At 70.3% G+C, this 20,343-nt stretch carries 18 protein-coding genes; 12 read left to right on the forward strand and 6 right to left on the reverse strand.

Going from position 1 to position 20,343, the window contains the following annotated elements:
• Positions 1–180: 180 nt before the first annotated feature.
• Positions 181–1,503 carry an MFS transporter gene (locus STRNI_RS05730; protein WP_274740732.1) on the reverse strand — a complete coding sequence of 441 codons (1,323 nt, stop codon included), beginning with the start codon at positions 1,501–1,503 and terminating at the stop codon, positions 181–183.
• Positions 1,504–1,625: 122 nt separating this feature from the next.
• Between STRNI_RS05730 and STRNI_RS05735 the strand changes: the two genes are divergently transcribed.
• Genes STRNI_RS05735 through STRNI_RS05745 form a run of 3 tightly spaced genes read left to right on the forward strand, consistent with a single transcriptional unit; the run spans position 1,626 to position 4,521 of the window.
• Positions 1,626–2,378: a (Fe-S)-binding protein gene (locus STRNI_RS05735; RefSeq protein ID WP_266444926.1), complete on the forward strand. Its 753-nt coding sequence runs from the start codon at positions 1,626–1,628 to the stop codon at positions 2,376–2,378.
• The gene (locus STRNI_RS05740) at positions 2,375–3,865 is read left to right on the forward strand and encodes a lactate utilization protein B (RefSeq protein ID WP_266444924.1); all 1,491 of its coding nucleotides are present in this window, start codon (positions 2,375–2,377) and stop codon (positions 3,863–3,865) included. The genes STRNI_RS05735 and STRNI_RS05740 overlap by 4 nt, the downstream gene beginning before the upstream one ends.
• Complete coding sequence (locus STRNI_RS05745; protein ID WP_159484745.1) at positions 3,862–4,521, forward strand: LutC/YkgG family protein; 660 nt, start codon at positions 3,862–3,864, stop codon at positions 4,519–4,521. Before STRNI_RS05740 ends, STRNI_RS05745 begins: the two co-directional genes overlap by 4 nt.
• 92 nt (positions 4,522–4,613) lie before the next feature.
• Here STRNI_RS05745 and STRNI_RS05750 read toward each other — a convergent pair whose 3' ends face one another.
• Positions 4,614–4,997, reverse strand: coding sequence for a hypothetical protein (locus STRNI_RS05750; protein ID WP_078518555.1), 384 nt, complete (start codon positions 4,995–4,997; stop codon positions 4,614–4,616).
• A gap of 306 nt (positions 4,998–5,303) precedes the next feature.
• Complete coding sequence (locus tag STRNI_RS05755) at positions 5,304–6,464, reverse strand: NAD-dependent formate dehydrogenase (protein WP_148589818.1); 1,161 nt, start codon at positions 6,462–6,464, stop codon at positions 5,304–5,306.
• A 356-nt stretch (positions 6,465–6,820) separates the two neighbouring features.
• Between STRNI_RS05755 and STRNI_RS41545 the strand changes: the two genes are divergently transcribed.
• The 5 genes from STRNI_RS41545 (at position 6,821) to STRNI_RS05775 (ending at position 11,613) form a co-directional block, all read left to right on the forward strand.
• A complete protein-coding gene (locus tag STRNI_RS41545; RefSeq protein ID WP_159484749.1) occupies positions 6,821–7,099 on the forward strand; it encodes an FmdB family zinc ribbon protein in 279 nt (92 codons plus the stop codon).
• A gap of 78 nt (positions 7,100–7,177) precedes the next feature.
• Entirely contained in the window at positions 7,178–7,816 is a 639-nt protein-coding gene (locus STRNI_RS05760) for an AmiS/UreI family transporter (RefSeq protein WP_020397710.1), read from the forward strand.
• A gap of 24 nt (positions 7,817–7,840) precedes the next feature.
• Positions 7,841–9,091 carry a formamidase gene (gene fmdA, locus STRNI_RS05765; protein ID WP_159484751.1) on the forward strand — a complete coding sequence of 417 codons (1,251 nt, stop codon included), beginning with the start codon at positions 7,841–7,843 and terminating at the stop codon, positions 9,089–9,091.
• Between the two features lie 143 nt (positions 9,092–9,234).
• Positions 9,235–10,686: a hypothetical protein gene (locus STRNI_RS05770; protein WP_229837887.1), complete on the forward strand. Its 1,452-nt coding sequence runs from the start codon at positions 9,235–9,237 to the stop codon at positions 10,684–10,686.
• Positions 10,687–10,815: 129 nt separating this feature from the next.
• Positions 10,816–11,613, forward strand: a complete 798-nt coding sequence (locus STRNI_RS05775) for a hypothetical protein (RefSeq protein WP_277410688.1) — start codon at positions 10,816–10,818, stop codon at positions 11,611–11,613.
• Here STRNI_RS05775 and STRNI_RS05780 read toward each other — a convergent pair.
• Positions 11,507–12,091, reverse strand: coding sequence for an NUDIX hydrolase (locus STRNI_RS05780; protein WP_148589263.1), 585 nt, complete (start codon positions 12,089–12,091; stop codon positions 11,507–11,509). The genes STRNI_RS05775 and STRNI_RS05780 overlap by 107 nt on opposite strands.
• A 330-nt stretch (positions 12,092–12,421) precedes the next feature.
• Between STRNI_RS05780 and STRNI_RS05785 the strand changes: the two genes are divergently transcribed.
• A complete protein-coding gene (locus tag STRNI_RS05785; RefSeq protein WP_277410689.1) occupies positions 12,422–14,299 on the forward strand; it encodes a WD40 repeat domain-containing protein in 1,878 nt (625 codons plus the stop codon).
• A gap of 191 nt (positions 14,300–14,490) precedes the next feature.
• Positions 14,491–15,321, forward strand: coding sequence for an SDR family NAD(P)-dependent oxidoreductase (locus STRNI_RS05790; RefSeq protein WP_159484759.1), 831 nt, complete (start codon positions 14,491–14,493; stop codon positions 15,319–15,321).
• A gap of 34 nt (positions 15,322–15,355) precedes the next feature.
• On the opposite strand, the gene STRNI_RS05795 is transcribed toward STRNI_RS05790, so the two are convergent.
• Positions 15,356–16,810 carry an aldehyde dehydrogenase family protein gene (locus tag STRNI_RS05795; protein ID WP_277410690.1) on the reverse strand — a complete coding sequence of 485 codons (1,455 nt, stop codon included), beginning with the start codon at positions 16,808–16,810 and terminating at the stop codon, positions 15,356–15,358.
• Positions 16,811–17,135: 325 nt separating this feature from the next.
• Here STRNI_RS05795 and STRNI_RS05800 point away from each other — a divergent pair, with 325 nt between their 5' ends.
• Complete coding sequence (locus STRNI_RS05800; protein ID WP_277410691.1) at positions 17,136–18,314, forward strand: SGNH/GDSL hydrolase family protein; 1,179 nt, start codon at positions 17,136–17,138, stop codon at positions 18,312–18,314.
• A 79-nt stretch (positions 18,315–18,393) separates the two neighbouring features.
• On the opposite strand, the gene STRNI_RS05805 is transcribed toward STRNI_RS05800, so the two are convergent.
• Positions 18,394–19,275 carry an AraC family transcriptional regulator gene (locus STRNI_RS05805; RefSeq protein WP_277410692.1) on the reverse strand — a complete coding sequence of 294 codons (882 nt, stop codon included), beginning with the start codon at positions 19,273–19,275 and terminating at the stop codon, positions 18,394–18,396.
• Between the two features lie 167 nt (positions 19,276–19,442).
• On the opposite strand from STRNI_RS05805, the gene STRNI_RS05810 reads away from it, so the two are divergent.
• A complete protein-coding gene (locus tag STRNI_RS05810; protein ID WP_277410693.1) occupies positions 19,443–20,216 on the forward strand; it encodes an alpha/beta fold hydrolase in 774 nt (257 codons plus the stop codon).
• Positions 20,217–20,343 lie beyond the last annotated feature (127 nt).

Here is a 20,343-nt window from a genome sequence, read left to right on the forward strand (position 1 = left end):
GGACATCCTCACCCATCTGCTGGCCAACATCCTGCACTTCGTGGGTTGGCTCGTCTGACAGACCACATCCCCAAGGCGCCGCCCGTCCCTGTCCCGGGACGGGCGGCGCCTTCGTGTCCGCCGGGCCGGGGCCTGTCCTCGGGATCAGCCGCGGGGCCGGGCTGATCCGCACGACAGGCCCTACTTGTCCAGTTTCTGCCGGGCCGTCTCCGGCAGCGTCAGATAGACGAAGAACGACACCAGGCACAGCGCGGCCACGTACCAGGGGAAGAGACCGGCGTGGCCGGCCTGCTTGAACCAGGTGCCGACGTACGGGGCGGTGCCGCCGAAGAGGGCGACGGTGAGCGAGTACGGGAAGCCGATGCCGGCGGCCCGCACCCGCGCGGGGAACACCTCGGCGTTCACGGCCGCGGCGACCGAGGTGTATCCGGTGAGCAGCACCATCCCCGCGCACTGCACCAGCAGGAGCGAGACGAACGCGTCGGTGACCAGATGCAGCAGCGGAACGGCCAGGACGGCGAAGCCCAGGGAGAAGCCGAGCAGCAGCGGTTTGCGGCCGATACGGTCCGAGAGCATGCCGCCGAGCGGCTGGAGCAGCGCGAAGAAGACGAGCGAGAGGGTACCGACGGTGAGCGAATCACCCTTGTCGAAGCCCGCGTTGACCTGCGCGTAGGTGGGCAGGTAGGTCGTCCATGTGTAGTAGGCGATGGTGCCGCCCGCGGTGATGCCGCAGATGAGCAGCGACTGGCGGGGGTGGCGGCGCAGCGCCTCGAAGAGGCCTGGTCGGTCGGCCGTCTGCTGCTTGGCGTCAGGGGTCTCCGCGGAGTGGAGGGTCTCCTGGGCGCCACGCCGGATCCACAGTCCCAGCAGGCTCAGCAGCGCGCCGAAGAGGAACGCCACCCGCCAGCCCCACTGGCCCATCTGCTGCTCGGTGAGCAGCGCCGCGAGCAGGGCCGCGGTCCCGGACGCCAGCAGCTGGCCGGCGGTGGTGGACACGTACTGGAAGCTGGAGAACAGCCCGCGCCGGCCGGGCCCCGCCGATTCGACGAGGAAGGTCGTGGAGGCCGCGAACTCACCGCCCACCGACAGGCCCTGCACCAGACGGGCGATGACCAGCACGAGCGGTGCCAGCAGTCCGGTGGTCGCATAGGTGGGGGTGAGCGCGACCAGCAGGCTGCCGCCGCCCATCAGCAGGATGGTGAGGGTCAGTGCGGTCCGTCGTCCGCGGCGGTCGGCGATGGCGCCCATCAGCAGTCCGCCGACCGGCCGCATGAAGAAGCCGACCGCGAAGACCGCGAAGGTCGAAAGCAGCGGTACCAGGGAGTTGCCGGCGCCCTCCGGGAAGACCTGCCCCGCGAAGTAGACCGCGAGGAAGGAGTAGGCGTACCAGTCGTACCACTCGACGGCGTTGCCGATGGAGGCGGCGGCCAGCTGCCGCAGCTGTGAGGGCGGGCGGGCGCCGCCGGGCGCCCGGTCCTCGGCTATGTGTCCGGCGTTCGACATGGTCCTCCGCTCCCGGTTCTTCTCCTCGGCCTGCTGCTGGGGCAGGATGAGCCGACAGGTGATCATGTACCGCGGAAGCGGATGGCCGCCAGAGGCCGGAGCGGCCGAAAGGAGATGGCAACGTGCGTGTAGCACTGTTCGTCACCTGCATCAACGATCTGCTCCATCCGCGGACGGGGCAGGCGGTGGTGGCGCTGCTGGAGCGGCTGGGGGTGGAGGTCGACTTCCCCGACGGGCAGAGCTGTTGCGGTCAGCCGCAGTTCAACACCGGATACCGCCATGCGACCGAGCCGTTGGTGCGCCGCTTCGACCACGCGTTCCGCGACTACGAGTATGTGGTCACCCCGTCCGGTTCCTGCGCCGCGATGGTGCGGGACAACTATCCGCGGATCGGGGCGAAGGCGGCGGCAGAGGGGCGCGGACGGGAGCTCGCCGACGCGGCGGCGCTCGCGGTGCCCAAGACGTATGAGCTGACCGAGTTCCTGGTGGATGTGCTGAAGGTGACGGATGTCGGCGCCTATTACCCGCATACCGTCACCTACCACCCCACCTGTCACGGGCTGCGGATGCTGGGACTGGGCGACCGGCCGCGGCGGCTGCTGGAACAGGTCAAGGGGCTGGAGCTGCGGGAGCTGCCGGGCGCGGAGGAGTGCTGCGGGTTCGGCGGCACGTTCGCGGTGAAGAACGCGGCGGTGTCGGCGGCCATGGGGGCCGACAAGGTCCGCAATGTCCTGGGCACCGGCGCCGAGGCGGTCTGCACGGTCGACAACTCCTGTCTGCTGCACATCGGCGGGACGCTGGCCCGGCAGGGCTCGCCCGTCCGCCCGGTTCATATCGCCGAGATCCTGGCCAGTACGGAAGGGGGCGTGCGATGAGCGGCACCTACCTGGGCATGCCGGACTTCCCCCGGGCCGCGGCCGCCGCCACCCGCGACACCCGGCTGCGTGCCAACCTCACCCACGCCACCCACACCATCCGTGACAAGCGGGCCAAGGCCGTTGCCGAGCTGGACGACTGGGCGCAGCTACGGGCCGCGGGCGCCGCGGTGAAGGACCGTACGCTGCGCCATCTCGACCACTATCTGGAGCAGCTGGAGGCCGCGGTCGTCGCCGCGGGCGGGCAGGTCCACTGGGCGGTGGACGCGGACGAGGCCAACCGGATCGTCACCCGGCTGGTGCGGGAGACCGGTGAGCGCGAGGTCGTCAAGGTCAAGTCGATGGCGACGCAGGAGATCGGGCTGAACGAGGCACTGGCCGAGGCCGGCATCCGCGCGTACGAGACGGATCTGGCCGAGCTGATCGTGCAGCTCGGCGACGATCTGCCCTCGCACCTCCTGGTCCCCGCGATCCACCGCAACCGCTCCGAGATCCGCGACATCTTCCGCCGGGAGATGGGGAGTTGGGGGCGGCCGGCACCCGAGGGGCTGTCCGACTCCCCCGCCGAGCTGGCCGAGGCGGCGCGGCTGCATCTGCGGGAGAAGTTCCTGTCCGCGAAGGTCGGGATCTCCGGCGCCAACTTCATGGTCGCCGAGACCGGCACCCTGGTCGTCGTGGAGTCCGAGGGCAACGGCCGGATGTGCCTGACCCTTCCCGAGACGCTGATCTCCGTCGTGGGCATCGAGAAGGTGGTGCCGCGCTGGCAGGACCTGGAGGTCTTTCTGCAGCTGCTGCCCCGCTCCTCCACCGCGGAGCGGATGAACCCGTACACCTCCACCTGGACGGGCACGACGGACGGCGACGGGCCGCGGACCTTCCATCTCGTACTGCTCGACAACGGGCGCACCGACACCCTCGCCGACACCGTCGGACGGCAGGCGCTGCGCTGTATCCGCTGCTCGGCCTGTCTGAACGTCTGCCCGGTCTACGAGCGGGCCGGCGGGCATGCGTACGGCTCGCCGTACCCCGGCCCGATCGGCGCCATCCTCACCCCGCAACTGCGCGGAATCGAGGGTGCGTTGGAGGCTTCGCTGCCGTATGCGTCGTCACTGTGCGGGGCCTGCTACGAGGTGTGCCCGGTCGCCATCGACATCCCCGAGGTGCTGCTGCATCTGCGCGAGCGGGTCGTCGAGGGCGGGCCGGTCACCCGGCGCGGGGCGCGGACCGTCCTCCAGCCGGCCAAGGGGCATGCCGCGGAGCGGGCCGCGATGCGCGCGGCGGCCTGGGCTTTCGATCACCCGGGCGTGCTGCGTGCCGGGGCGCGGCTGGCGGCCCGCACCCGGCGGCTGCATCCACGGCGGCTGCCGGGGCCGGGGCGCGCCTGGTCGGCGACGCGTGAACTGCCCGCGGTACCGGCCGAGTCCTTCCGCGACTGGTGGCAGCGCACCCGCGGTACCTCGTCCGAGCGGCAAGGAGGCGCCAAGTGAGCAGCCGGGACGTGGTGTTGGGGCGGGTGCGCCGGGCGCTGGCGGATGTGCCGCACGGTGAGGGGCCGGACGATCCGCCGGTGGTGCGCGACTATCACCGGGTGCACGGGTCCCGTACCGCCGCGCAGGACGTCGACCTGCTCGCGGAGAATCTCGCGGACTACCGGGCGCTGGTGCATCGCAGCACCGCCGGGGAGCTGCCGTCGCTGATCCGCCGCCTGCTGGCGGAGCGCGGGGCACGGACGGTGCTGGTGCCGCCGGGCCTGGATGCCTCGTGGACGGCCGGCGCCGGGGTCACCCTCGTCGGGGACCGCGCATCGAGCACGCCCCGGGAACTCGATGCCGTGGACAGTGTGCTGACGGGCTGTGCGGTGGCCATCGCGGAGACCGGCACCCTCGTCCTGGACGGCGGCCCCGACCAGGGCCGGCGTCGGATCACGCTGGTGCCCGACCATCACCTCTGTGTCGTCCGGGTCCCTGACCAGGTGGTCGGCTCGGTGCCGGAGGCGCTGCCGCGGCTGGCGCCGGAGCGCCCGCTGACCTGGATCTCCGGCCCGTCCGCCACCAGCGACATCGAACTCGACCGGGTGGAGGGAGTGCACGGGCCGCGGACGCTGGAGGTGATTCTGCTGGCCTCATCGCGAGCGGCGGACTGAGGGCTGCCCCGTAGGCAGTGTGCGGACGCGGGAAAGCACTGAGGGAGCCCCCGTGCGGGGGCTCCCTCGGTACGCGCTCGGACTCGTGCGCGTCAGAGCTTTCCGCCGATCTCGCACGCCCGGCACGGCGGCCGGCCGCAGGTGCACTGCATGATGGCCTCGAGCACCTCACGGTCGTGGTAGAGGCACTCGTCCTTGCAGGTGTGGCGCGGGATGAAGCCCGCGGGGATCTCACCGGGCCACGGCTCGTGGCCGTCCCGGCAGCGGAGGAACCGCTCGGGGTCGGTGGAGTGCAGGTCGTGCATGGTCGACCGGGCCTCGTCCTCCAGCTCCCGCACCCGCTCCACCAGGCTCCTGAGCTCGGCAGCAATGCTGGAGTACCGGTCGGAGCCGGTCCGCACATGTGCGGACCGCAGCGCCATGGCCGCGTTACCCAGAAATCTGCCGGCATCCTGCAGGTCGGTCACGTGATGCATCTGAATGCCGTTCACGCCTCGTACCCACACGGCGTCCGTGCTGCTCACTGATCCACCTTCCCGGCGTTGACCTTGGTTTTCTTGCGAAACAGTATGCGCGGCGCCGTTGCCTTCGCATAAGGGAAAATCCAACTATTTACGGACGCTAAAGGTCTCACCTCGCGCCCGTCCAGGAATTTCGGCGTGAGTCCGCTCACAGGAGGGTGGTAGATCTTTCTGCTGGAATTCCTCCAAGAATTCTGGATCTTTCAAAGACCACTGAATAACTTCCGGCGATTTCTCGTGCGCCGCGGCCGCCCTGTGCTCTCAGGCGACCGTGTACGAGCGTGCTCCCGCCCCGGCGAGCCCGCCGCCGTCGACGATCAGGTACTCCTGGCGGACGGGGCGCCCGTCGAGCCAGCACTCCAGGATCTCCCGGGCCCCGGCGGCGTAGCGGGCCTGCGCGGACAGCGTCGAACCGGACACATGGGGTGTCATCGCCTCGTACGGCATGGTGCGCCAGGGATGGTCGGGCGGTGGCGGCTGCGGATACCAGACGTCACCGGCGTAACCGGCCAGCTGTCCGCTGTTGAGGGCCCTCACCACGGCGTCCCGGTTGACGATGAGCGCGCGTGCGGTGTTGACGATGTACGCACCGCGCTTCATGGCTCCGATCAGCTCGTCGTCGAAGAGGTTCTGCGTCTGCGGGTGCAGCGGAGTGTGGATCGACAGGACATCGATCGAGGAGGCCAGCGAACGGACGTCGGGGTGATAGATCAGTCCCAGCTCCTCCTCGACGCCCTTGGGCAGCCGGTGCACATCGCAGTAGTGCAGGGTGACGCCGAACGGCTTGAGGCGGCGCAGCACCGCCTGGCCGATACGCCCGGAGCCGAGGACGCCGACGTCCATGCCTTCGATGTCGTAGGCGCGCGACACACTGTCCGCGATGTTCCAGCCCTTCTGGGTGGTCACCCAGTCATGGGCGGGCAGGTAGTTGTGCACCAGGGTGAGCATCTGCATGACGGCGTGCTCGGACACGCTGATGCTGTTGCTGAAGGTCACCTCCGCCACCGTCATGCCGTGGGAGATGGCGCTCGGCAGGTCGACGTGGTCCGACCCGATTCCGGCGGTGATCGCGAGTTTGAGCCGGGGGGCCGCTGCGATGCGCTCGGGGGTCAGATAGGCGGGCCAGAAGGGCTGCGAGATCACCACGTCGGAGTCGGGCAGCTCACGGTCCAGTGCGGAGCCGGCCCCTTCCTTGTCGGACGTGACGACGAAGGTGTGGCCCCGCTCCTCCAGGAAGCGGCGCAGTCCCAGTTCTCCCGAGACGCAGCCGAGCAGCTGTCCCGGGGTGAAATCGATGGCTTGCGGGGTCGGCGCGGTCTGACCGCCCGGATAGCCGGTGATGGTGGGGATCTCGTCGCGGGCGTAATCGGGGGGATAGCCGCCCACGGGGTCCGGATAGAGCACCGCAAGAATCTTTGCCATGGCCGTCCTCCATCGGTGGGGGGCCATTGCTCCTGTAAACCGGCGGGTCATCTTGGACCAGGACGGTTCGCCGGTGATCTTGAATTTTAGTCGAGTGGGCATCGGCGCTGCAATGCCCGTCGACAAGGGACGAACTGTGCCGGTGGATAGGGATACAGCGCAGCGGGAGCGGTGATCACCCGGCTCGCCACCGGGGCGTTCCGGCAAAGGCCGGGCCCCAGCCGTCAGGGACTTGACATGTGGATCTACGAGACGTCTCCTTGAAAGAGACGAAGTGGATTGTGGCGCACGCTGATCGAGGCGCGCCGCACCCGCACTCGGGTTGACCAGCGTCCACCGGCATCCGGAGGCTGCTGATGGCAACCTATGAATATCTATGCAGCCGCTGTGGGCCCTTCGACGTGAAGTTGGCGATCGGTACGGCGCCCAAAGCATATGGCTGCCCTGTTTGCGCAGGCGCCGCGAGACGCGTGTACTCCTCGCCCGGCCTCACGCTGACCTCGCACACGGTCGCCGCCCTCCAAGACCGGGAGGAGCGGGCCCGTGAGGCCCCGGCAGTGGTCTCCGAGGTGCCGCCACGCACGAGGGTGCCAAGGCGCCCGCATCCCGCGCTCTCCCGGTTGCCGCGCCCCTGAGGGCGGTGGTCGGCCAGGCAGAACGTCGCAGGCGGGCTTCGCCGATTCCGCCCACGCGGACTGAGGAGGTGCGTCCCCGTGGGTAACGTGGGACTGCTCTTTGTCGGTGCGGTGCTCTTCCTCAACGGAATGCTGTTGCTCGGAAAGGTCGATGGCCGGGCCGCAGCGGTGTTCAACCTTTTCGTAGGCGCACTGCAGGTGCTGACGCCGACCTACCTCATCATTGCCGCCGCTGGTGATCCCACCAAGATCCTGGCGGTATCCGGCATTTACCTGTTCGGCTTCACCTACCTCTATGTAGGTATCGGACTGCTCGCCGGTCTCGACACCACCGGCGTCGGCTATTACTCGTTGTTCGTGGCCGTCGCGGCCCTGGGATACTCGTTCGCCAGCTTCCATCTCCTGAAGGACTACCCCTTCGGCGTGATCTGGCTCTACTGGGCATTCCTATGGTTCCTGTTCTTCCTGCTGCTCGGTCTGAAGTTGGACAGACTCACCACCTATACGGGCTATGTCACGGCAATCGAGGGCTGGGTCACCGGCGTGATTCCCGCGGCGCTGCTGCTCTCCGGTTACTGGAAGCACCCCACCGAGACCGCCATCGCACTCGCGGCCTTCGGCGTGGTGGTGTTCGTGGCGCTGTGGCCGCTCACCCGGAAGTCGCGGCAGAAGCCCCCTGCGGCCCCGGAGGCCGAAAGCGCGGGCGCACCAGCGTGACCGGACCAGAAATGAGGAGCTGTCATGCCCGAAATTGTCTTCACAGTGGACCAGAGCAAGTCGATGCGTGACCAGGACGTCCCCGGGCACAACAGGTGGCACCCGGACATCCCCACCGTCGCCATGGTGAAGCCGGGAGCGGAATTCCGCATGGAGTGCCGCGACTGGACCGACTGCCAGGTCGGCAACAACGACTCCGCCGACGACGTACGTGACATCGACCTGACCATCCCCCACATGCTCAGCGGCCCGATAGGCGTGGAGGGCGCCGAACCCGGTGACCTGCTCGTCGTCGACATACTCGACCTCGGCCCCGTGCCGCAGCAGACCGGCGACGCGGCGGGCCAGAGCTGGGGCTACACCGGCATCTTCGCCAAGGCCAACGGCGGCGGCTTCCTGACGGACTACTTCCCGGACGCCTACAAGGCCATATGGGACTTCCACGGACAGCAGGCGGTCTCCCGCCACCTTCCCGGGATCCGCTTCACCGGGATCACCCACCCCGGTCTCTTCGGAACCGCTCCGTCCACCGAGATGCTCGCCCGCTGGAACACCCGCGAGAAGGCACTGATCGACACCGACCCGAACCGGGTCCCGCCACTCGCCGTACCGCCGGACAGCTCCCATGCGCTCGCCGGCACGGCCACCGGAGACCTCGCCACCCGCATCGCCGCGGAAGGCGCGCGTACGGTGCCCGCCCGCGAGAACGGAGGCAACCACGACATCAAGAACTTCACACGCGGTTCGCGGGTCTTCTACCCCGTATACGTCAAGGACGCCAAGCTTTCGGGAGGCGATCTGCACTTCAGCCAGGGCGACGGTGAGATCACTTTCTGCGGCGCCATCGAGATGGGCGGCTTCATCGACTTCCACGTCGAACTGATCAAGGGCGGCATGGAGACGTACGGCATCACCACCAACCCCGTCTTCATTCCGGGCAACGTCGAGCCGCGGTACACGGAGTTCCTCACCTTCATCGGGGTCTCCGTCGACCACGACACGGACACGAACTACTACCTGGACGCGACGCTGGCCTACCGCCGGGCCTGCCTCAACGCCGTCGAGTACTTCAAGAAGTTCGGCTACAGCGGAGAGCAGGCCTACCTGCTGCTCGGCTCCTCGCCCATAGAGGGACGCATCAGCGGCATCGTCGACATTCCCAATGCCTGCTGCTCGCTGTACGTACCCACCGCCATGTTCGACTTCGACGTCCGCCCCTCCACTGCGGGCCCGATGAAGGCCGACCGCGGCCAGTGCGCGATGGCGAGCGCCTGACCGGATCGCGGCGAGGGCCCCGCAGCCCCTGGAGGACTGCGGGGCCTTTCCCGTCTGGGGGGCGATGACCGGGGGCGATGGCCGGGAAGGGCTGCGACAGGTGTGCGACCCCGCTGTCAGTGGGGATTCCTACACTGATCGGGATGCCCTTCGCACAGGCCGTGCGGGGGCGCGCGCCCGGGGGGAGGGAGCAGCAGATGGTGCTGCGGCAGGACTTACCACCACAGCGTTCCGGTGCGGCCGACCAGGCGCCCGTGCCGGACCCCGGCCCGCCCTCCGACGACGCTCCGCGGGCCCTGGCCCCGTCCCGGCTGCTGCCCTGGCTGGGGCGGCTGGGCGTTCCTGCCGCCGCGTTCGCCGTGTTCCAGGCGCTGTTGGGGATCCTGCCGCAGAATCTCGCGGGTGAGGCGGCGCGCTACTGCGTGGCGGCGACCGCCGGTGTCGGTGTCGGCGCCGTGGTGTGGCTGGCGGCGGCCCTGCTGCGGGCGCGCGGCGCGGCCGCATCCGCCGTGCCCCCGCCCGTCCCCGTGCCCTCCCCCGCCGGGTCGCTGCCCGAGCTGGTGGACGGCACCTACCAGGCGTTGCGGCGCGGCCTCGCGGTGATCGAGGTGCCCGGCCGCGGGCCGCTCACCGGCTGGCCGCACTCCCTCGCGGAGAGCGAGCCGCCGGTGCATCCGACGGCGTTCGGCACGGCGTACGGGCTGCATCTGCTGCTCGACATCGCGCCGTACGACGGCCGAATACGGGCCGGTGAGGTCGCCGAGACGCTGTGGCGGCTGCGGCTTCCCGGCGGCGGGTGGGCCGCCCGTTCCCAGGGCAGCGGGGCGCGCCCCGAGGTGTCCGCGATCGTGCTGGGTGCGCTGGCGCGGGCCGGTGCCGATCCCCGGCTGCTGGAGGCCGAAATACGCTCCTGCGAGGTCCTGTGGGACCCGGACCATGACGCGTCGGGGCTGGCGAACACCTACGTGGTCACGAATGTGCTGCGCGGGCTGCTGCGGGCGGCGCCCGGGGCCACCGCGCTGGGCGGACTGCGTGAGGTGCTGGTCAACGGCGCCACGGCCGATCCGGCACGCGACCACCATCGCTGCTGGGGCGCGGCGCTGGCCACCGGCCACGGAAATCCGGCGCCGTCCGCGGTGCACACCGCGCGGGCGGTGGTGGCGCTGGACCGGGCCGCACGGGTGCTGGGCGAGGACGAACGGCAGCGCACGGTGCGCGAGGAAGGGCTGCGCTGGCTGCTGGCCGGACCGGAGGCGCCCGGGGGTGGCGCCGCCGATCTCCAGAACTGTCAGGAGGAGGTACGGCGGCCGGTCCAGGAGGATCCGCTGCATCAGGAGCTGCTGTCCGTACGGCACTTCGCGGCCGCGTGGGTGGCCCGTGCGCTGATGACGGACGGCGCCCGGCAGGTGGCGGCCGAGGAGGTGGGGCTGCCGGTGTGGGAGGCGCAGCTGACCGCTGCCGTGGCGCGGGTGCACGGGATGCAGCAGGGCGGGGTGTGGCGATGGGACGACGGTCCCATGGGCCACCCGGTGTGGATGGCGTATCAGGGCCTGTCGGTGCTGCGGCGGTATGCCCTGATGGTCTGCCGGCCGTGAGGCGCGCCGGGTTCGGTTCCGAGGAGCGGTCGGCGAGGTGATGTCCCGGGCCGGTGCGGTTCAGGAGGCCGGTGCGGCGGGGCCAAGGGGACGGTGCGGGACCAGGGGGTCGGCGAAGGGGAGTCGGAGATGCAGGTCGAGGAGGCCCGGCGGCTGCTGGTGGAACGGCTGGGCGGGGGGCCGGAGCCGCCTTCGCCCGAGTCGGCGCGCGAGGTGATCGCCCAGCTGGCGCACCCCGGCACGCTCGGTCCGCTGGTGCGCCGATTATCCGTGGGTGATCTGGAGCTTGCGGAGTGCATCCGGCTCTCGTACCGCCATGTGCTGGGCTTCGACAAGCTGTTGCTGCTGCCCGGCGCGCCCCGGTTCATGCTGCGGGTCCACTTCTGGCACGGCACGGCCGGCGCGGTCTCCGAGGACATCCACAATCACCGCTGTGCGATCGCCTCGGCGGTGGTGCGCGGCAGCGTACGGATGGAGTGCTACCAGCCTGCCGCGGACGGCGTGCCCGCGGTCGCCTACCGGGAGTCCATCGACGGCCCCGGCGGGGCGTGGCGCCTGCGGCGGGTAGGCGAGGCACGGCTGCGGCTGCTGCACTCGGAGCAGTACGGCGCCGGGCGGAGCTACGGCCTGGCCGCCCGTACGCTGCACCGGGTGGTGAGCGAGGAGCCGACAGTGACGCTGTTCCTGGAGACCGCCCCGCAGCGGTCGGTGACCGATGTCTATGTCAGGAGCCGCGGACGTGTCGGGGGCAGCGGCTCCGTCGTGCACAGCGGCGATGACCCGGGCCGGACCGTCGGCCCCGCCCGGGTCGTGGGTGACGTCAGTGCCGCCCGCGCCGAGCGCGCGGATCCACCGCCCAAGACTCCGCTGCCGCCGGCCGTCTATCTTGCCGAACTCGACGCTCTGGCAGGGTCTTTGGGCTACTGAAAGGGGGCGGACCCGGGCGCCCGAAGCGGGCCGTCACGGCGTGGAGCCCGGCGGTGTCCAGCCGGCCGCCGAGCGCCTGGCGGATCACCGTGAGGTTGTAGGCGTCCACCCCGGCCTCGGCCAGCTCGGCGGGCCGGACCCAGCGGTAGGCCTGGTCCGCGCTGGGCAGTACGACATCCAGTGTGAGCGGGCGGACGACGAAGTTCTCCTGATGGTTGTGGACGCGGCGGCCCTGGTAGTCGCTCAGGAAGCTGGTCGAGCCGGTGTGCGCGACGATCGTGCCGAGGAGCCCGGTCTCTTCCTTCAACTCCCGTAGGGCGCCGCTCTCGGCGGACTCCCCACGATCGAGCTTCCCGCACGGCACCCCCCAGGCACCGGGCAGAAATCGCTCGCGGTAGCTACGGCGCACGATCAGCACGCGGGCGTGGTGCACCACCACCGCCGCGGCCAGATAAGTGTCGGCTGCAATCTGATGCATCGGACTTCTCGCAATCCGAAGAGACGGGCGTCAGGCCCGTGGCGGACGTCCACCGTACCGGCGATGAATCAACGACGGACCTGTTCCGGAGCACCCGGCCGGCCACCTGGCCCATGAGCTCCCGACGGAGCGGCGGGCCGGCGTCTTCGCCTTCTGGGGAGCTGGGATCCCTCTGGGCGAGAAGCCCCACGGGCCGCGGCGCGCGGTGCCGAGGAGATCGCGTGCCACCTCCCGGGGAGCAGTTCCCGCGCACCTCAACTTCCCGCTTCGAAATGGCTGTTGAACGCCACGGGAAGGCCGTTGTCAGTGGCTGCGGCTACGGTCTGGAGCATGGATGTACGAGGGAAGTCGATCGTGCTCATCGGCCGCTTCGAGGGCGTGCGCCAGGACGAGGCGCAGCGACGGCTGGAGGAGCTGGGTGCCCGGGTGACGGGTTCGGTGACCGGCCGGACGGATCTGGCGTTCGTGGACAGCCTCCACTTCAACGACGGGAAGAAGCTCCAGGAGGCACGAAGGCGCAGCATCCCGATATTCGACGACGACGCGCTACGGGCCCTGCTCGCCGATGAGGACGCCCCCGACCGCGACGAGCCTCAGGCCGGGGCGGTGTCGGATCTGGTGACCCTGCGGGCCCGGCTGCTGAAGCTGGAGCGCGAGCAGGGCATCACCGAGGAGCACCGCGCCGCCACGCGAGAGCTCCGCGAGAGTCAGGGCGCAATCCTTCGCCATCCGGACACCCACAAGGCGGAGATCAACGACTACGCTCTCAGCCCCTGCGGCCGCTATCTGGCCACCGGCACCCTGACCGGCGACGACTACGGCGGCAGCTTGCAGATCTGGGAATTGGTCACCGGACGCTGCGTCAATGTCATCGGCATTGAGGGCGGCATCGGCCGGCCCGGCTACGAGCGCAGCATCCAATGGTCGGCCGACAGCCGCCGTATCGGCCTCGCGTACAACACCCACCACATCGGTGTCTTCGATCCGTTCAGCCCGTACCTCGGTTCCGTCACCCTCGCCCAGTGTCTGATCACGGACGGCTTGGCCCGGCCGGTGCCCTGGGCGCTGGCGCCCGACGGGAAGCAGGTCTTCGTGAATTCCGGGGCTCCGTGCGAGGTGGGCGGCTGCATCGTCCCCATGGAGAGCGGCGAACTGCAGTGGACGTCCCGTGACGCCACGCCCGGGCACCCGTTCCTGCTGGCCGACAGGCTCCGGGAGGACCTGCGGACCGAGGAGATGGACGCGCACGACGACGTCACGCTCCAGGCCGACGCCTGGGCCCGCTGGTCACGGGACGGCACCCGGTTGCAGGCGCAGGGCGGGAGCAGGGGCCACACGGAGGCATTCGTCGTCGACGTCTCGTCCGGGCAGGTGAGCTGGCTGGCCGCAATCGGCGAGCTCGCCGCCTGGAGCCCGGATGACCGGCTGCTGGCGCACTACGACAAGGGGCTGTGTTTCCTCGACGCGGTGACCGGCAAGCCGAACGGGAAGGGGGCCGGGCATCAAGGCGTTTCGGCACTGCAATGGGGCATGCAGGGCGATGTGCCGCGGCTGGCAGCCCTGGTGGGCGAGGGCAACGCCGCTGGGGCACAGCCAGGTGTCCTCATCCATGACGAGGACCGGTTCCGCTACCGCCTCGACGTCACACCGGTGGAAGAGGCCATGGTCTACGCCGATTCCTGGGCATGGGCCCCGTCCGGCGACGCGGGAGCCTGGCTCACGGCCGACGGGCGGGTGGAGGTCTGGTCGCTGGACGGGGACGAGCCGCGGCGGCTGCGCACCTTGGACGTCCCGTCCGAGACCGGTGTGCTGCTGTGGGGCGCCGACGATGTCCTGGTCGCGATGAGCCCCACCACCCTGCGGTTCCTCCGGGCCGGATCCGGCGAGGTCCTCGGCGACTTCACCTTCCTCCACAGACCGCGGGGCCCCAAGCCGTTGGGCAACAACTACTGGTTCTTCGCGAGGAGGCACTTCGCGCCGGATGACGCGGCATGGTGCGCACTGTTCGAGGAGGGGGTGGTGATCGCTCCGGACGGCCGGGGTGCGGAGTCGTTGGACAAGGTTCTCGCCTGGACCGTGGAGGAGCGTCTGGCCTGGCCGGTGCGCTGGGGAGAGCTCGCTGTCGTACCGGACGCCCGGAGCGCGGGCTACGCGCTCGGGGACGCGCCGGACGGCGAGTGGCTGCGTGAGTACTGGGACACGATCTAGGTGTGTTGTCCGGGCAGTTCCGTTGCCCCCTCTGACCGTTGGGGAGCCTCGGTGATCGCGGCGCGCGCTGTCACCAGGACGGGGCACGCCCCGGATCCGCGGCTCGGGCCGATCGCACGACGGGTGGTGGTGGTGACACCAGGTTCAGCAGACACTCCCGGTCATCGCGCCGTGCCGTCAGGCTGGCTGTCATGACTCGACGTACCACTTTGATCACCGGCGCCACCCAGGGAATGGGCCGCGGCCTCGCGCTCGATCTCGCCGCCCGCGGTGGCACCGTTCTGCTGCACGGCCGTGACCGTCGCCGTCTCGACAAGGTGGCGGCCGAAGTGCAGGCTGCCGCCCCCGAGACCACCGTCCGTACCTACCTCGCGGATCTGGCCGATCTCGACGAGGTGCACGCGATGGCCGACCGCATCCGAGCGGCGGAACCCCGGCTCGACGGTGTGATCAACAACGCCGTTGCGGGCGGCGGCGCCGAGCCGCTCCGGCGCGAGGTGAGCCGGCAGGGCCATGAGCTGCGGTTCGCGGTGAATCACCTCGCCCCGTATGCCCTCACCCGTGCGCTGCTGCCACTGCTGACCGCCTCGGCGCCGGCCCGCGTGGTCAACGTCGCCTCGATCGGGCAGGAGGCCATCGACTTCGACAACGTCATGCTGGAGCGGGACTACGAGGGGCTGCGCGCCTACTGCCGGAGCAAGCTCGCGCTGATCATGGCGACCTTCCATCTGGCCGACGAGCTGGCGGGCACCGGTGTCACGGTCAACACGCTCCACCCGGCCCATCTGATGGACACCGACGGGGTGCGCGCGTACGGCCTGACTCCGGTCATCGGCATCGAGGAGGGGGTCCGCCCGACCGTCCGGCTGCTGCTCGACCCGGATCTCGCCACCACCACGGGCCGCTACTTCGACCGGTTCACCGACACCCGGGCACACGCCCAGGCCTACGACACCGGGGCCCGGGAGCGCCTGATGAAGCTGACGCACACCCTCATCGACCGGGATGTGCAGACCGGGTGACCTCCGGGCCCCCTGAGCGGCCCACACGGCGCACTCACATGAACCGGCGGATCAGCCGCTCCTTGGCCGTGGTGAAGGGCGGGTACACGGCCCGCACGGTGTCGGGGAAGAGGGGTTTGTCGAGCACGGCCTTGGCGTTGCTGAACGTCTCGACCGAGTGACGCCCGTGATAGCGCCCGAGGCCGCTCTCGCCGACCCCGCCGAACGGCAGCCCGGGGACGGTGAGATGGGCGTTGGGCAGCCCGAAGCCCACCGCTCCGGAGGAGGTTTCGGCGAGCAGCCGCCGTCTGGTCCGCCGGTCGGTGGTGAAGGCATAGAGGGCGAGCGGCTTGTCGTGGGCGTTGATGAAGGTGAGCGCGGTGTCCAGGTCGGGCATACGCAGGATCGGCAGGAGGGGGCCGAAGATCTCCTCGGCCATGACGGGGGCGTCCGGCTCGACGTCGACGAGCACCGTCGGGGCGATATAGCGGGCGGCGCGGTCGTGTCCACCGCCGGTCACCACCCGGCCGTGGCCCAGCAGCGCGGTGAGCCGGTCGAAGTGGCGGTCGTTGATGATGCGGCCGTAGTCGGGGCTGCGGGCGGGGTCCGGGCCGTACATCGCCCTGACCGCTTCGGCGAGGTGCCGCTCCAGGGCCCCGGCCGTGTCGCCGATGGCCAGTACGTGGTCGGGAGCCGTGCAACTCTGCCCGGCGTTGAGGAACTTGCCCCAGGCGATCCGCCGGGCGGCGGTGGCGAGGTCGTCTCCGGGACAGATCAGTACGGGGCATTTGCCGCCGAGTTCCAGGGTGACGGGGGTGAGGTGGCGGGCGGCGGCCGTCATCACGATGCGTCCCACCGTGCCGTTCCCCGTGTAGAAGAGGTGGTCGAAGCGCTGTTCCAGCAGCTGGGTGGTCTGCCGGACCCCGCCTTCGACGACGGTCACGGCGTCCTGGTCCAGATAACGAGGCAGCAGCCGGGCCAGCTCGGCCGAGGTCGCCGGCGCCAGCTCGCTCGGCTTGAGCACCGCGCAGTTCCCCGCGGCCAGCGCGCCCACCAGAGGCGCCAGCGAGAGCTGGACGGGGTAGTTCCACGGGCTGATGATCAACACCACGCCGAGCGGTTCGCGCACCGTCCGCGCCCGGGCCGGCAGCAGCGCCGCGGGCACCGGCACGCGCTGCGGGCGCAGCCAGCGGTGCAGATGGCGCAGCGTGTGATCGATCTCGTTCGTGACCAGGCGCACCTCGGAGGTCAGCGTTTCGACCGGGCTCTTCCCCAGGTCACGCCGTAGCGCCTCGGTGAGTGCGGGGGTCTGCTCGGTCAACAGGGCGCGCAGTGACTTCAGTTGACGACGCCGCCAGGCCAAGGACCGGGTCCGTCCGGTGGCGAAGGTTTCGCGCAAGCGGCCGACGGTCCGGGCTGCGTCGTTGGCTTCTGCCGCTTCGTGGACATCCGCCGCTTCGTGGACGTCCGCCGTGTCCTGGATTCCCCCGGCGAACAGTTGGTTCCGCACTGTGCCCCTCCCCCTCCCCAGCAACGCAACGGTGCGTTGCGTTGCGCGTGACGGTAGCGCGCCAACTCTTCGTATGCAACGCAACGTTGTGTTGCATGCGGACACAGGCGGGCGGAAGCGCGACGGGCGCGGCACCGGTCTGCGACTGCGACTGCGACTGCGACTGCGCGGGGAACGGGGCGATGAGGGTGACCCTGGCATTGGCAGGCATCCGAAGCGTACGAAGAGCAGAGGTCTGGGTAGCCCGCACGCCCGCCGGAAGACTCACTGCCCTCGCCACCCGGCGAACGACAGAGAGACAGTGAGGCAGAGAGGCAGCAGCACCATGAACGACAACACCACTTCCCTTTTCTGGAACGCCGGTTGGGCCGCGGCCATCCAGCGCCCCAGCGAGGGGTTCCACAAGAACTGGGCACAGGAAGGGTTCGCGGACCAGACCGTGCGCCAGATCGTGCGGGTCACCGGCTCCGGCACCTCGGCCCGGATCAAGCTCTCGCACCGCTACGGCACCGCCCCGCTGGAGCTGGCGGGCGCCACGATCGCCCTGACGGACAAGGGGGCTGCCGAGCGGGCCGGCTCGGTGCGCCCGCTCACCTTCGGCGGGGCCCGCTCGGTGCGGGTCCCGGCGGGCGAGGAGATCTACAGCGACGCCGCCGAGGTGCATGTGGCACCCTTCGAGTCACTGACGGTGTCGCTGTACTTCGCGCGGCCGACCGGGCCCGCCTCATTCCATGCCCAGGCGTACGCCACCACCTATCGCGCCGAGGGTGACCAGCTCGCCGCGGCCGATCCGGCGGTGTTCGGCGAGACGACGGTGTCCTGGTACTACCTCGCCGCCGTCGAGCTGGCGGACGGCGGTCCGGCGCGGGACGACACGGTGGTGGTCTTCGGCGACTCCCTCACGGACGGGTTCGCCTCGACCATCGACGGCAACCGGCGGTACTCGGACGCGCTGGCCGAACGGCTTGCCGACCAAGGCACCCCGCGCCCCGTACTCAATCAGGGCATCGGCGGGAACCTGCTGCTCAACGACTCGGCATGGTACGGCGACCGGGCCGGTGACCGCTTCCGCCGCGATGTGCTCGACCAGCCGGGTGTGCGCTCCGTGGTCGTCCTGGTGGGCCTCAACGACATCGGCTTCAGTGAGATCGAGCTGCCCACCTACCGCCCCAACCCGGACCAGTCGCCTGCTGAACTCATCGCGGGTTACCGGGAGTTGATCAGACAGGCGCGTGCCGCGGGGGTGCGGATCACCGGGGCGACCATCATGCCGTTCAAGGGGGCGGAGTACCACACGCCGACCGCCGAGGCGAAGCGCCGGGAGGTCAACGCCTGGATACGCACCTCGGGCGAGTTCGATGCGGTCGCCGACTTCGCCACGGCGCTGGCCGACCCGTCCGACCCGGACGCGCTGCTCCCCGCCTACGACAGCGGCGACCACAAGCACCCGAACGACGAGGGCTATCGCGCGATGGCCGGCGCCATCGACCTCACCACGCTCTGATCACGCGCCCCTTGGGCCCGCCATGTGACGGCCCCCTCCTGAGTTTCGGGAGGGGGCCTCTGCTTTCCGGCTCACGGGCTCAGCGGCCGTCGCGCCCCGTGCGCCAGCAGCTGGGGGACAGACCGGCCTGACGCTGGAAGAACGTGGTGAAGTTCGCGGCGTCGTGGAAGCCGAGGTGCTCTGCGCAGCGCGCGGCGGGCAGGTCGGTGTGTGCGAGCAGCCGTTTGGCCTCCAGCAGGATCCGTTGGTCGAGGAACTGCTTGGCGCCCAGGCCCGTTGCGGCGCGGGTCGCCCGGGTGAGGGTGCGCGGGCCGTAGCCGAGGATGGAGGCGTAGTCACGTACGTGGTGGTGCCGGGTGAACTGTTCCTCCACCGCGGCCCGGTAGCGGTGGAAGACGGTGTGTTCGTGGGGCTGGCCGGTCGGGGGCTCGGCCGGCTCGGAGGGCAGCACCCGCAGCACGAGGGCCGACAGAAGGTGGGCGAGCACCGGGACCGAGGCCAGTCGTGGATGCGATACCGCTGCCGCGTGCTCGTGCCGCAGGTGGTCCGCGGCCCGCACGGCCAGTTCCCAGACGTCCTCCTCCAGTTGCCAGCAGACCGGGCCGAAGACGTCCCCCGCCGCGTGCGCCACGGGGCCCGGAGCGGGCGGGAAGCCCTGCGCGAAGAGCAGGAGGGGGCCTTCCAGATCGTCGACATCGGTCCAGCGGTGCACCACACCCGGGCGTATCCACACGACGGTTCGCTCCCGCAGGGGGTACTCGATGAAATCGGCGGTGTGCCGCCCTACACCCGACTGCACCAAGGCCATGACATGGAAGTCCGGGCGTTGAGGGCGGGTTCGCCGGCGGCCGCGGTCCATGAGCCGCAGTTGCGCGAAGCTGAGCATCTCGACATCGAACTCCGCCTGGGGAGCCGGTGCGTAGCGCAGCTGCCTGACCCCGGGAAGCTGACCGCTTTTCACAAGAAGCTCGCACCTTTCGACCGGGATTCCGCTGCTTCGCGACTGTAGCGTCTGCGCCATAACCCCCTGCTCAGCCGCGTGAACTCAGGCTGGAGCAGCTCTTCGTACCCTTCCGCGATACATACAGCTCAGAGGTCTCCATGGCGACAGAATCCACAACACACCACGTGCGCGTGGCAGACGGTTCGATCGAGGTCCGCCGGCGCGGGCGGTGCGGGCCCACGCTGGTGTTCGTGCACTACTGGGGCGGGTCCGCCGGTACGTGGGACGCCGTCGTGGAGCGGCTCCCGGCGGATCGTGACACGGTCCGTTTCGACCAGCGCGGCTGGGGTTCGTCGCGGGCGCTGCCCGGACCGCACCGACTGGACCAGCTCGCTGACGATCTCATCGACATCGTCAAGGGCCTGGGCCTGGACACGTTCGTCCTCGTCGGCCACTCGATGGGCGGCAAGGTGAGTCTGCTCGCCGCCGCCCGCCGCCCCGCGGGCCTGGCAGGGCTGGCGCTGCTGGCCCCCGCACCGCCGGAGCCGCCCGCCACGGTGACGACCGAGTACCGGTACTCCCTCTCCCACGCCTACGATTCGGCGCAGTCCGTCGGGCAGGCGCTCGACCACGCCCTCACCGCCACGCCACTGTCGGGGGCCGTCCGCAGCGCCGTGGTGCGGGACAGTCTGAACAGCGACGAGGCCGCGCGTCTGGAGTGGCCGATGCGGGGTATTGCCGCGGATGTCACGGACGCCGTCAGGGCGGTCGATGTCCCCGTCCTCGTCCTGGCCGGCGAGCACGACCAGGTCGAACCGCCGCACGTCCTGCAACGCCACCTGCTGCCCAGCGTCCCCCAGGCCCGGTTCGACATCGTCCCGGACAGTGGGCACCTGCTACCTCTGGAGGCTCCCGCCGAGGTCGCCACGGCACTGGAGGGCTTCACCACTGGTCTCTGAGACCGGCCGAACTGGTCCTTGAGGCCGGCCGAACTGACTCTTTGAGACCGGCCGACGCGGCGGGCCGGGCGGCCGAGGAGTGGGTGCGGCGGCCACCCCGACCATTGAACTGGCCGCCGCGCATCCG

It is taken from the genome of Streptomyces nigrescens, assembly GCF_027626975.1.
Lineage (GTDB): Bacteria > Actinomycetota > Actinomycetes > Streptomycetales > Streptomycetaceae > Streptomyces > Streptomyces nigrescens.